Below are 12,611 nucleotides of genomic sequence, written 5' to 3'. Positions count from 1 at the left end.
ATTATACAATAGAAATATTCCCTGAATTTCTGCAGCGGACTTTCAAAGTTATATGAAAATGCAGGAAAATAAAGGCAGGCAGAGTGTTTTTCCCTGCCTGCCTGCTTTAATATGGAAAATTATGGTACTCCATGCCGCCCGAAAAAGTAACTGACAGAGATAATTTCCCTTCCCACCTACAGTCTGTTTCGATTCGTGACAACAAAAATCTGAAGTCATAAAATGCAGCATTATCTGTCCAATATAACGCAGGGAACCCCCAATATCACGCACACCTTTTCAAACAACGCCGCATTATGCCCGACGCTCATTGCAAAATGGTGCGTGGGCGCTTCGGCAAACCATTCATCCATGTAGGAATCAGGATCCTTTTTAAATTTCACAGGCGTCTGTGTATTTCCTATCGTCATAATCGGGCCGTCTGTGGATAAAGCCTCGGTGATGATAAATTTCAGCTTTCCATCCACGGTCTGCGTGCAGGCAAGATTGGTGATGGGGCCGGTTCGTACCTTGGCCTCCACGGACACGCCGGTTCCCTGCTTCCCGTGGTAAAGCCCCATACCGCGCAGCAGCGGCTTCCCTTTGGCGATTGCCAGATGGAAAGGGCCATCGTGTCCCAGTAAAATGGTGCCGTCCTCATAATCCACCGTAACGATTTCACAGAAGCTGCCGCCCGTGTTCAGGATGTCACAGATTTTCATGGCGAGACAGGTTTTCAGGTCGCCCTCTCCGGCGCAGGGAATGCCGCGGGCCGTCAGGAGGGAATGCCCCACGATAAAACCGCTCTGCAGCTTTTCATACGCGCCTCCGGGTGCACCGTGATAATAATAGGTAAGCGCATCCAGACGGTATTCCCTTACCAGCCGTTCCTGGGCGGCCGCCACCCTTGCGGACCAGTCCAGCTGTTCCTCTGTCGGCCTCTGCGCCAGCGGATCGGCGGCCTTATCATCACTGATGAGGAAAAATTCCCGGATTTCAGCTTTCTTTTTTTCCACCTCGTCCTCCGTTACCTGCCGGAGCATCCGATCCAGATCGCACATTTCCAGAATTTCAATATGGGCGCCGGTCTGCGCCTGTACCATGGTAAAATCACTGTACATATCCAGCATGCCATTGTAAGTATTCCCCAGAAAACCAAACCGGCAGCCGGACAGCTCTCTTTTAACGGAAGCTGCTTTTACCCATTCGCTGATTTCCTTCCAGGCCCTGACCGCTTCCGGGCGGGCTGCCGTGTTCTCATCGGTGAGGGAAATGTCAGGAGTATGGTCCAGTCCAAGAAGCCCGTTTATGATACGGCAGGAAATACCGCTGCGGTGAAAAGCGTTGGACAGCTCAGGAACCGGGCAGGCGCCGCAGTGGGCAAGCCATTCCCCCGTGGGCGTCCTGTCATACGCGATCCGGGCCGTGGGCTGCAGATTCAGTATGATCACGGGCGCCTTGCATATTTGATGAATGGGGAGGACAGAGGAGCTGTTGACATAAGTGCCCGCATGGGCAAAAATCAGATCCACATTTTTGGCATTGAAAAATTCCCCGCAACTTTCCCCTGCTTCTTCGCAGTCTGCAAGCCCGTAAAAAAAGACCTCTGCGTCCATTTCAGCTATTTTTTCAGCAATGAACTGCCCATAATGCAGAAGCCGTTCCCGCAGTCCCGGAAACTGGTTCCAGTAAGCCTTCAGTCCCATGGTATAAATGCCGATGCGCGGCTTTTTCGGTGTGTTCCATTTTTCCATAAGAAATCCCTTCCTTTTATAAAAATAATAGTTTTTTGGCGGCTGCCTGCCTCTTCTGGTACCGGTGATGGAAAAGCTTTAAAAAGATAGCAAAACCATCATATATTTGCTCTTTATAAATTGATTATAAGCTGGTAAAATAAAAGTTGCATCCAAGAATGTTGGTTGGAAATATCAGAAAATTGGTGATTGAAGCAACATATACTGACACCCAGACGGGAGCAAGGTCGAAAAAAAAACTCTCGACCTGCCTGATACACAGGTGCGCCAAGGCGCACAGGCGGGAGCAAGGTCGAGAAAGACTCTCGACCTGCCTGATACACAGGTGCGCCAAGGCGCACAGGCGGGAGCAAGGCCGAGAAAAACTCTCGACCTGCCTGATACACAAGTGCGCCAAGGCGCACAGACGGGAGCGAATATGGAGACAGAGGAAAACTATCTGGAGCGGGCCTCCTATACCTGGTCGGAGGATTCCATCAGGCTGTTTGCCACACCCAGCAGAACCGCCAGAGGCCTCTTTTTTTACATGCAGGAGGCAGGCTATTTCAAAACGGTCTGGCCTTATTTTACGGAACGTGCCAATCTGAATTCTTTTCTGGTTGTCTGCACCCTGTCGGGAGAAGGCAGGCTGCAGTATGAGGGTCGGGAGTATGCGCTTTTGGAAGGCAGCTTATTTTTCATCCATTGCATGAAGCATCATGAGTACCATACGGTTAAGGGAAAGAACTGGGAGTTCCTGTGGCTGCACCTGAATGGAATGAATGCCCTGGGATACTATGAGAAATTTGTTAAAAACGGTTTCCGGATACTGGATATCCGGGAAAAAGAATTGACGGAACAGACCCTCCGGAAGATTATAGCCATCAATCAAAAAAGAGAGCTGACCACAGAGGTCCGGACCTCCGGCCTGATTGGCACTCTTTTAACCGAACTGATTGTACAGAATACGGCGGAGAGCAGGCAGGCGATTCTGATACCCGAATTTGTCAGGGCCGCAGAAAAGTACCTGGAGCAGCATTTCCGGGAAAAAGTGCCCCTTCAGGAGCTTGCGGATATGCTGCATGTGGATCGGTTTTATCTCATCAAGGAATTCGGGCGCTATGTGGGAATCTCACCGCATGAATATCAGATTGAGCTGCGCATATCCTATGCAAAGGAGCTTCTGAAATACTCCGATTTGTCTGTTAATGAGATTGCCTATGCCTGCGGCATGAACCAGACCTCGCATTTTATCAGCCTTTTCAGGGAAAGGGAGCACAGCACGCCGGCCAGGTTCCGGAAGGAATGGCGTCCCGGTCCTGCGGAACGGGGCGGCAGAGAAGCTGAGGGCCGAAGCTGCCGGAGGGCAGGGGAATGAGAGGGCGGCCCGGATAAAAGCTGCCTTGCAGAAAGACACCGGTAAGAGGAATGTGGAAGCGGACAAACGGCAAAAAAGAATTTACATGTATTTTTCAGCCGTTTATAATAGGCTTGTAGAAAGAAGCACAGGTTTGTTTTGGCGGAAGGTGAATGGAATATGGCCGTACAATTCAGGCTTAGGCAGCATTGATTTGATTTCCGCTGAGCGGACGGACAGGAGGGACTATGAAAATATTATTTATTGGGGGAACAGGCACTATCAGTATGGCGATTTCCAGAAGGCTTCTGGAGCAGGGCCATGAACTGTACCTGATTAACAGAGGAAACAGAAACGCAGGGCTGGCGGCGCAGCTGCCAGGCACGGGAGAGTGGAACCGGCCGAAGGAAATTCTGGTGGATATCAATGACGAAGAAAAGGCGGCCAAGCTGCTGGAGGGGCTTGAATTTGATGCGGCAGCGGATTTCATTGCTTTTCGGAAGGAACATCTGGAGCGGGACTACAGGCTTCTTCGCGGAAAAACAAAGCAGTTTGTCTATATCAGCTCCGCTTCGGCCTACCAGAAGCCGCTGGCAGATTATCTGATTACGGAAAGCACGCCGCTTGCCAATCCTTACTGGCAGTATTCCAGAGATAAAATCGAAGGAGAAGATTACCTGATGAAGCTTTACAGAGAGGAGGGCTTCCCGGTTACGATTGTAAGGCCGAGCCATACCTTTGATGAGCGTTCCGTGCCGCTGGGGCTTCACGGGGCCGGCGGCAGCTGGCAGGTGCTGAAACGGATGCTGGAGGGGAAGCCGGTGATTATCCACGGCGACGGGACCTCCCTGTGGACAATGACCCACAACAGTGATTTTGCCCCGGGCTTTACCGGGCTTCTGGGCAATCCCCATGCCCTGGGACAGGCGGTTCAGATCATGTCCCCGGAAAGCATGACCTGGAACCAGATTTATCAGGTGATCGCAGATGCTTTGGGAGTGAAACTGAATGCGGTCCATATTTCCACTGAATTCCTTGTGGCTGCGGACGGCGGCAGATATGATTTTAACGGATCCCTTCTGGGAGATAAGGCAAATACGGTGGTCTTTGATATCTCAAAGCTCAAAAGGCTTGTCCCCGGTTTTGCACCGGAAAAGAGCATGGAACAGGGCCTCCGGGAAACCGTGCAGAATGTTTTAAAGCACCCCGAGCTGCAGAGAGAGGATCCGGAATTTGACGCCTGGTGCGACAGGGTAATTGCGGCCAGACAGATGGCGCTTGACAGCCTGAAGCAGGAGTGATACACTGGATATCACCAATTACCAACTGAATGTAAACGAAGCTTAGTGACCTGTCTGCCTGATTCGGCGGACGGGTCTTTTTTGTCCTGCCGCAGGGATATCTGCGGTCGGGACGGTACATGTTGACAGTCACATTCAGGAGGTAAGCGATGAAACAAATCAATGGCAAATTAAAGCCGGATAATAATTTTAAGTGGAAATTCAGAAAGCAGCTTCTGGCCGCCTGCTTTTTTCTGCTCGTATGCATCACAGGCATAACTGCCGCGGCAAAAGGGATGACAGAGAATTCGGGAACAAATCAGACAGAGAAGATTCCTGGCTGCGGTCTTGCCGATGCGGCCTATTCCTACGACGGCGGAAAGACCTGGACATCGGATTCCTTTCTTGAGGTTGCCGGGAACGGCACGTATGAAGTAATGGTGAGGGATCGTCTGGGGAACATATCCTCAGGCAGCTTCCGTGTGGATAAAATAGATCGTACGGCGCCGGCTGCGGAGGCTGTGGTACACCCGGAGGGGTTTGTAAAGGACAAGGCCGTGATCATACTGTCGGCATCGGACGATGGCTCCGGCCTGGCCGGAAGGCCTTATTCCTATGACGGAGGAAGAACCTGGACTGCGGATTCCATGCATGAGGTGGAGGAAAACGGCGATTATCAGGCGGCGGTAAGGGATGCGGCAGGCAACATCACCAGGCTGACGGTTCCGGTAAAAAATATAGACAGGGATCCGCCGGAAATCAGTTTTTCGCTGACGCCCGAACACTGGCGGAGCGGAAGCGCCGTGCTGACGGTTCACGCCGTGGATCAGGGCTGCGGGCTGGATGCCAAGGCTTTTTCCTTTGACAATGGAAGAACCTTTCAGATATCCGGAAGGAAGGTAATTCAGGAGCCGGGAGAAATCAAGGTGCTTGTCAGGGACGCGCTGGGTAATTTTTCCCATGGCTATTACCGGGCCGTACCGTTACGTAAGTTAGAATGGACACGGCCGGAATAATCTGTTACCATCAAGAAAAGATGCAATTGAAAGGAGAGGGAAAACAGTATGAATCCACTTATATTTCAATCCGATTTCGGGCGGGCGGACGGCGCCGTCAGCGCCATGTACGGCGTTGCCTATTGTGTGTGCGGTGATTTGAAAATTTCCGATTTGACCCATGAAATTCCCCAATATGATATTTGGGAGGCCTCCTACAGGCTGATTCAGACGGTAAGCTACTGGCCGGAAGGCGCGGTATTCGTATCTGTTGTGGATCCGGGCGTTGGCTCCACCCGCCGCAGCATTGTGGCACAGACAGAGGGCGGACAATATGTGGTAACTCCGGATAACGGAACGCTCACCCATATCAAAAAGCTGTGCGGCATCCGGGCAGCCAGAGTGATAGACGAATCGGTGAACCGCCTTCCCGGCTCAGGGGAAAGCTATACCTTCCACGGCAGGGATATCTATGCCTATACCGGCGCCAGGCTGGCTTCCGGTATCATTGGTTTCGAGGGCGTGGGCCCGGAGGTGCCGGTGGAGAGCGTGGTGGAAATCCCTTTCGTCCCTGCGAAGCTGGAGGAAAATGAAGTATCAGGAACCATCGATGTCCTGGACGTGCGCTTCGGCAGCCTCTGGACCAACATTCCCAGGGAGCTGTTCCTTAAGATGGGAGTCTCCTACGGGGAACGTATTGAAGTTATTATAGAAAAAAGAGGACATACTGTTTACCGTACCTCCCTGATTTACGCCCACTCCTTTGCAGATGCCTTTATTGGTGAGGCGCTGGTCTATGTGAACAGCCTGGATTTTATGGCGGTGGCCATCAATCAGGGTAACTTTGCCAGGGCCTACAACGTGGGAACCGGGCTTTCATGGCGGATTACCATGCGAAAATCAACACTTAACAGGTAATTATTGCTATTGAAACATTTTCATACTATAATAAAAAAGTTAAAACCGGACCGCCTGCCATAAAACGGGCGGAGATTGAATATGCGTCCGCCGGACGGAAGGCCGGGGACACAGGAAAAGAGGTAGCGAAAGATGGGCTGGGAAGAACAAGTACGTCGGGTGGTTCCCTATATTCCCGGAGAACAGCCGAAGCAAAAAGGGATTATCAAGCTGAATACCAATGAGTGTCCGTATCCGCCGTCACCGCTTGTGAAGGAATATGCGGCGGCGTTTGAAACGGAGCTTCTGCGTTTGTATCCCGATCCGGAGGCATCCCTTCTGGTGAATGCGCTGGCAGACTACTACGGCGTGGATGCGGATCAGGTTTTTGTGGGAGTTGGCTCGGATGATGTGCTGGCAATGAGCTTTCTTACCTTTTTTAATTCGGAAAAGCCGGTGCTTTTTCCTGATATTACTTATTCCTTTTATGATGTCTGGGCGGAGCTTTTTCATATACCTTATCGTTGTCCTGAGCTGGACAATGATTTCCGGCTGGTAAAGGAAGATTATCTTACGGAAAACGGCGGAATCGTCATCCCCAATCCCAATGCGCCCACCGGTTTATTTGAAAGCCTTGATACCATTGAGGAGATTGTGGCCGGCAACCCGGATTCCATGGTGATTATTGACGAGGCCTATGTGGATTTCGGCGGCGTCAGCGCCATGTCCCTTGTGGATAAGTACGATAACCTGCTGGTAGTCCAGACCTTTTCCAAATCCAGGGCCATGGCGGGAATCCGTATTGGCTTCGCCGTAGGAAGCAAAAAGGCAATCGGTTATCTGAAGGATGTGAAGTTCTCCTTTAATTCCTATACCATGAACGCGCCTTCCATTGCATGGGGAACGGCAAGTATCCGGGACGATGGGTATTTTAAGGAAACAGTGGGAAAGATCATTAATACAAGGGAACGGGTAAAAAAAGAACTGGCAGGCCTTGGCTTTACCTTCCCGGACTCCATGAGCAATTTTATTTTTGCCTCCCATGAAACGATTCCGGCAGCAGAGCTTTTTCAGGCGTTAAAACAGGAAGGAATCTATGTCCGCTATTTCAACAAGCCGCGGATTGATAATTACCTGCGCATCACCGTGGGAACGGATGAGGAGATGGACAGGCTTCTGACCTTTTTAAAACAGATAATACATTAACAAATAAGCAGTCAACGAACGGAGGATAATTTATAGTATGGATTCAATAGCATTGTGGTTTGCCTCAACTCTGGGACAGTATGTGTCCAAGGAAGTGGTTATTTTCATCATTTCCATGATTCCCATTCTGGAGCTGAGAGGAGGCCTTCTTGTGGCCTGGTCTCTCGGGGTGCCGATCCTGAAAGCGATTCCCATCTGCATTATTGGAAATATCATCCCGATCCCTTTCATTTTGCTGTTCATCAGGAAGATTTTCCAGTGGATGAAAAAACTGCCCTTTTTTGCAAAGCTGATCGGTAAGCTTGAGGACAGGGCGATGAAGAAGAGCGACAGCATCAAGAAATATGAATTCTGGGGTCTTGTGCTCTTCGTAGGGATTCCGCTTCCCGGCACCGGCGCCTGGACAGGCTCCCTGATTGCCGCACTGCTGGAAATAGATTTCAAAAAAGCCGTCCTGGCCGAGCTGCTGGGCATTATTATTGCAACTGTCATCGTATCCCTGGTAAGCTATGGCCTGCTGGGAAGTATTGTGGGCTAAGCCAGTTTGAAATTTGCTATGGGAATTTATGACGTGCCGCAGCCGGGCGTGTCAGAGTGCTGGGACAGGAGGATACGGTAAGTGGAGGCTTATTCGGATTTCGCTTATGTATATGATATTTTCATGGATAATACGCCCTACGAAAAGTGGGGCGGATTTGTGCTGGACAGATTAAGACGGGCCGGGATTGAGGACGGCATCCTGCTGGATTTGGGATGCGGTACCGGAAATATGACGGAGCTTCTGGCGGATGCAGGCTACGATATGATTGGCGTGGATTTGTCGGAGGAAATGCTGAATGTGGCCATGGAAAAAAGGGCGTGCTCCGGCCATGAAATCCTTTATCTTGCACAGGATATGAGGGAGTTTGAGCTTTATGGAACGGTGCGCGCCGTTGTCTGTTTCTGTGACAGCCTAAATTATCTTCTGGAGGAAGAGGAGCTGGCGCAATGCTTCCGGCTGGTGAATAATTATCTTGATCCGGGCGGGCTTTTTATCTTTGATTTTAATACGGTTTATAAATATGAAACGGTGATAGGCGATGCCACGATTGCTGAAAACCGGGATAACTGCAGCTTTATCTGGGAAAACTTCTATGACAGTGAGGATCAGATCAATGAATATGATCTGACTATTTTTGTGGAGGAGGATCAAAAAGAGGGTCTTTACCGCAGATTTACGGAAACCCATTACCAGCGGGGATATAGGCTGGATCAGATAAGGCGTCTGCTGGAGGAAAGCGGGCTTGTGTTTGTGGAAGCCCTGGATGCAGACACGATGCAGGAGGTGACGGAGAAGAGCGAAAGAGTCTTCTGCATCGCCTCGGAACATGGAAAATGTGGGACAGGAGAAGCAAAATGAAGGATTATCTGGTAAGAGCAACGGCTGCGGATGCCCAGGTGAGGGCATTTGCGGCGACAACAAGGCAGACGGTGGAAACAGCCCGGCAGAACCATAATACCAGCCCGGTGGTAACGGCGGCACTGGGGAGACTGCTTACGGCAGGCGCCATGATGGGCAGCATGCTGAAGGGGAAAGAGGATCTTCTGACACTCCAGGTAACCGGCGACGGCCCTATGGGCGGCATGACGGTTACTGCGGACAGCATGGGCGGCGTCAAGGGCTATGCCAATGAACCGCAGGTGATACTTCCTGCCAACAGCCAGGGAAAGCTGGATGTGGGAGGCGCTGTAGGAAGCGGGATCCTGCGCGTCATCCGGGATATGGGGCTGAAGGATCCGTATGTGGGCCAGACCGCTCTGCAGACCGGTGAGATCGCGGAGGACCTTACCTATTATTTTGCCACCTCTGAACAGGTTCCTTCCTCCGTGGGGCTGGGCGTGCTGATGGAAAAGGACAATACCGTGAAGCAGGCGGGCGGATTTATTGTGCAGCTTATGCCGTTTGCAGAGGAGGAGACAATACAGAAGCTGGAAAGCAATCTGTCAAAAATCCGTTCGGTAACCTCTCTTTTGGATGAAGGCGTTACACCGGAGGGGCTTTTGGAGCTTGTCCTGGAGGGAATGGATTTTCAGTTCCTGGAAACCAGGGATGTTAAGTTTGCCTGCAACTGCAGCAAGGAACGGGTGGAAAAGGCGCTGATCAGTATCGGACGCGAAGAAATCGGAAACATGATTGCGGATGGGGAAACCATTGAAGTAAAATGCCATTTCTGTAATAAGGGCTATCATTTTTCCATACCGGAGCTGAAGGGGTTACTTGAGAAATGCGGGAATAAATAGCTGTGTCCGCCGTCTTTGGCGGCAGGTCGGACGGGCTGGGAGAAAGGCGCTTTCTGCCGGCCTGATTTGTATCATATTTTAGCCGAATGTACGCATTGGCGTGCAGAATAGGAGTGAAAATTGAAACATGGTTATGTAAAAGCCGCAGCCCTGACTCCCGGAATCAGGGTTGCGGATACGGTTTATAATACGGAGCAGATAAAGAAAGGGCTGGACGAGGCTTTTGCCGAAGCAGCGAAAATTATCGTTTTTCCTGAGCTTTGTATCACCGGCTATACCTGCCAGGATCTTGTTTTCCAGGAAACGCTGCTTAAGGGGGCGACGGAAGGCTTAAAGGAAATCAGGGAATATACCAGAGGGCGGGACGCGCTTGTTTTCGTAGGGCTTCCTTTGGAAAAAAGCGGGAAGCTGTTCAATGTGGCGGCGGTTCTCCAGAACGGGAAAATCCTGGCATTTATCCCGAAGGAAACCATACCCAATTATGGTGAATTTTATGAGGCGCGGTATTTTGTGGCAGGAAATGCGGAAGCTGAGAACTTTATGTTTGACGGTGAGGAAATCCCGTTTGGCACGCATATCCTTTTCTGTGTGGATGCGGTGGACGGGCTGCAGGTTGCCTGTGAAATCTGTGAGGATGTGTGGGCGGCGGAAACACCTTCCACCTCCCATGCGATGGCCGGAGCGACCGTGATCGTGAATCTGTCCGCTTCCAACGAAACGGTAGGAAAGGATGCCTACCGGGAGGAGTTGATAAAGAGCACCAGCGCCCGCCTGATTTCCGGTTATGTGTATTCCAGTGCGGGGGAGGGGGAATCCACCCAGGATCTTGTTTTCAATGGTCATAACATAATTGCGGAAAATGGCGCGATTCTGTCCCGGGCCAGACGCTTTGAGAATGAATCCATATATGGGGAAATCGATGTTCAGAGGCTGCGTCATGAACGCAGGCGCATGAACACCTTCCTGAGGAATAAGGAAGGCTATCTGTACCTTCCGGTGCATATGGAAAAAACGGATACCGTCCTGACACGCAGGTATGACAGCATGCCCTTTGTGCCCTCGGATGAGGCGAAAAGAAACCACCGCTGCGATGAGATCCTTTCCATCCAGTCCTTCGGCCTGAAAAAGAGATATCAGCATATCGGCTGCAAAACGGCGGTCGTGGGTATTTCCGGCGGACTGGATTCCACACTGGCGCTTCTCGTTACAGTACGCACCTTTGATATGCTGGGGCTTCCCAGGGAAAATATCCATTCCGTTACCATGCCCTGCTTCGGAACGACGGACAGGACCTATGATAATGCCTGCAGGCTGGCCAGGACGCTGGGCACCACTCTGTCCGAGGTGAATATCAGGGAGGCGGTCAGTCTGCATTTCCGTGATATCGGACAGGACAGCGACGTACATGATGTAACCTTTGAAAACAGCCAGGCAAGAGAGCGAACCCAGGTGCTGATGGATATCGCCAACAGAACAGGCGGGCTGGTGATCGGAACGGGCGACATGTCCGAGCTGGCATTGGGCTGGGCAACCTATAACGGGGATCACATGTCCATGTACGGTGTGAATGCAGGCGTGCCGAAGACGCTGGTGCGTCATCTTGTAAAATATTATGCGGATACCTGCGGGCAGGAGGAACTGAGGGAGATTCTTCTGGATGTGCTTGACACTCCTGTCAGCCCGGAGCTTCTTCCGCCGGTGGACGGCAAAATCAGCCAGAAGACGGAGGATTTGGTAGGCCCTTATGAACTGCATGATTTTTTCCTGTATTATATGCTGCGCTGCGGCTTTGAACCCTCCAAGGTGTACCGGATTGCCAGGATGTCCTTTGCGGGAAAATATGATAATGCAACTATTTTGAAATGGCTGAAGAATTTTTACCGCCGTTTTTTCCAGCAGCAGTTCAAGCGTTCCTGTCTGCCGGACGGACCGAAGGTGGGAAGTGTGGCGGTATCTCCCAGAGGGGATCTGCGCATGCCCTCGGATGCTTGTGCAACGCTGTGGCTGAAGGAAATTGAGGGGCTGCAGGCGGAGTAAGATGGCCTTTGGAATGAAAAAGAATAAGAAAAACAGCGGTGGCTATTCAGCCGCCGCTGCCGTTTCCGCCGGAGTATCCGCTGAGGTCTCCGGCGTATTTTCTGCCGTATTTTCCGCTGCGTTCTCCTGATTGCTTTCCGGCGTCGTTTCTGCCGTGTTTTCAGCGGAGGGCGTACTTTCTGCGGGAGCGGCGGGAGTTGTTTCCTCTATGGGTTCCAGAGAGGTTTTGGATTTTGTACTTTTTTCTTTCGTGCTGCCCGGGTTCTTTTCCGCTTTTGAAAGAGCATTGGTGATGGCATCGAGCAGTACCTGAGAGGTATACTTATTGTCATCGGAATAAGTAATTTCGTCCAGAGACTGCTTTTCGCAGATCTGGGCAGCCAGATCATTCAGAGCCGGCTCCATCAGCGGGTACATGGTCGTTACCGCTTCATCCAGGTTCACAAGCCGTATGGAGTTGATATTGTTATCGTCCACAACGACCTCCACATCTACTGCGGAATTTCCCAGAATCAGGGAAGTTGTGTATTTCCCAGGGGTATAGCGGCCTTCATCGGCGCCGGTTGCTTCCGGCGTTGTCTTTTTCCCGGGCAGGAACATGATAATGAGAAGAAGCAGGAAAAGTATTCCCAGCACCACAAAGATGCCGGTATATATCAATTCTTTTAAGTGCAGTACGACTATTTTGGTCTTGGAACTCATATCAATATCCCCGATTCATGTTGTTTATACAGTTTACTCCGCAGGGGGGATTTTTATTACTGAAAGTTTTCTTGGGGTGGTGGGGCCCGGCGGAGGCGAATTGTCCTGGCGGTGGGGCGCGGGGAGATTTGCACAGGGGCCGGGG

Annotated in this window: 11 protein-coding genes; 9 read left to right on the top strand and 2 right to left on the bottom strand. The window is 51.2% G+C overall.

What is annotated here, in order from left to right; all coding sequences use genetic code 11:
* Positions 1-230: 230 nt before the first annotated feature.
* Positions 231-1,733, bottom strand: coding sequence for an L-fucose/L-arabinose isomerase family protein (locus tag DXC51_RS06675; RefSeq protein WP_025488744.1), 1,503 nt, complete (start codon positions 1,731-1,733; stop codon positions 231-233).
* Positions 1,734-2,151: 418 nt separating this feature from the next.
* Here DXC51_RS06675 and DXC51_RS06670 point away from each other — a divergent pair, with 418 nt between their 5' ends.
* The 9 genes from DXC51_RS06670 (at position 2,152) to DXC51_RS06630 (ending at position 11,764) form a co-directional block, all read left to right on the top strand.
* On the top strand, positions 2,152-3,090 hold the full coding sequence (locus DXC51_RS06670) for a helix-turn-helix transcriptional regulator (protein ID WP_025488745.1): 939 nt from the start codon (positions 2,152-2,154) through the stop codon (positions 3,088-3,090).
* A gap of 227 nt (positions 3,091-3,317) precedes the next feature.
* Positions 3,318-4,370 carry an NAD-dependent epimerase/dehydratase family protein gene (locus DXC51_RS06665; RefSeq protein ID WP_021634494.1) on the top strand — a complete coding sequence of 351 codons (1,053 nt, stop codon included), beginning with the start codon at positions 3,318-3,320 and terminating at the stop codon, positions 4,368-4,370.
* 149 nt (positions 4,371-4,519) lie between these two features.
* A complete protein-coding gene (locus DXC51_RS06660) occupies positions 4,520-5,365 on the top strand; it encodes a hypothetical protein (RefSeq protein WP_102287779.1) in 846 nt (281 codons plus the stop codon).
* A gap of 48 nt (positions 5,366-5,413) precedes the next feature.
* Positions 5,414-6,262 (top strand): SAM hydrolase/SAM-dependent halogenase family protein, encoded by an 849-nt coding sequence (locus DXC51_RS06655; RefSeq protein WP_021634496.1) that lies wholly within the window; start codon positions 5,414-5,416, stop codon positions 6,260-6,262.
* A 132-nt stretch (positions 6,263-6,394) separates the two neighbouring features.
* The gene (hisC, locus tag DXC51_RS06650) at positions 6,395-7,447 is read left to right on the top strand and encodes a histidinol-phosphate transaminase (protein WP_021634497.1); all 1,053 of its coding nucleotides are present in this window, start codon (positions 6,395-6,397) and stop codon (positions 7,445-7,447) included.
* A 37-nt stretch (positions 7,448-7,484) separates the two neighbouring features.
* Entirely contained in the window at positions 7,485-7,985 is a 501-nt protein-coding gene (locus tag DXC51_RS06645) for a COG2426 family protein (RefSeq protein WP_021634498.1), read from the top strand.
* Between the two features lie 81 nt (positions 7,986-8,066).
* Positions 8,067-8,846, top strand: coding sequence for a class I SAM-dependent DNA methyltransferase (locus DXC51_RS06640; protein WP_025488749.1), 780 nt, complete (start codon positions 8,067-8,069; stop codon positions 8,844-8,846).
* A complete protein-coding gene (gene hslO / locus DXC51_RS06635) occupies positions 8,843-9,727 on the top strand; it encodes an Hsp33 family molecular chaperone HslO (RefSeq protein WP_025488750.1) in 885 nt (294 codons plus the stop codon). Before DXC51_RS06640 ends, hslO begins: the two co-directional genes overlap by 4 nt.
* Positions 9,728-9,847: 120 nt before the next feature.
* Positions 9,848-11,764, top strand: coding sequence for an NAD(+) synthase (locus DXC51_RS06630; RefSeq protein WP_025488751.1), 1,917 nt, complete (start codon positions 9,848-9,850; stop codon positions 11,762-11,764).
* 42 nt (positions 11,765-11,806) lie between these two features.
* Here the strand turns inward: DXC51_RS06630 and DXC51_RS06625 are convergent, their stop codons facing one another.
* Positions 11,807-12,466 carry a hypothetical protein gene (locus tag DXC51_RS06625; RefSeq protein WP_021634502.1) on the bottom strand — a complete coding sequence of 220 codons (660 nt, stop codon included), beginning with the start codon at positions 12,464-12,466 and terminating at the stop codon, positions 11,807-11,809.
* Positions 12,467-12,611 lie beyond the last annotated feature (145 nt).

It is taken from the genome of Eisenbergiella massiliensis, assembly GCF_003435485.1.
The sequence above is the reverse complement of the archived record's forward strand: the minus strand, read 5'-3'. Positions and strand labels throughout refer to the sequence as shown.

Coding starts and splice junctions, on each gene's coding strand:
- DXC51_RS06625 (WP_021634502.1), bottom strand. CDS start 12,466: ATGAGTTCCAAGACCAAAATAGTCGTACTGCACTTAAAAGAATTGATA.
- DXC51_RS06675 (WP_025488744.1), bottom strand. CDS start 1,733: ATGGAAAAATGGAACACACCGAAAAAGCCGCGCATCGGCATTTATACC.
- DXC51_RS06665 (WP_021634494.1), top strand. CDS start 3,318: ATGAAAATATTATTTATTGGGGGAACAGGCACTATCAGTATGGCGATT.
- DXC51_RS06655 (WP_021634496.1), top strand. CDS start 5,414: ATGAATCCACTTATATTTCAATCCGATTTCGGGCGGGCGGACGGCGCC.
- hslO (WP_025488750.1), top strand. CDS start 8,843: ATGAAGGATTATCTGGTAAGAGCAACGGCTGCGGATGCCCAGGTGAGG.
- DXC51_RS06660 (WP_102287779.1), top strand. CDS start 4,520: ATGAAACAAATCAATGGCAAATTAAAGCCGGATAATAATTTTAAGTGG.
- DXC51_RS06645 (WP_021634498.1), top strand. CDS start 7,485: ATGGATTCAATAGCATTGTGGTTTGCCTCAACTCTGGGACAGTATGTG.
- DXC51_RS06670 (WP_025488745.1), top strand. CDS start 2,152: ATGGAGACAGAGGAAAACTATCTGGAGCGGGCCTCCTATACCTGGTCG.
- hisC (WP_021634497.1), top strand. CDS start 6,395: ATGGGCTGGGAAGAACAAGTACGTCGGGTGGTTCCCTATATTCCCGGA.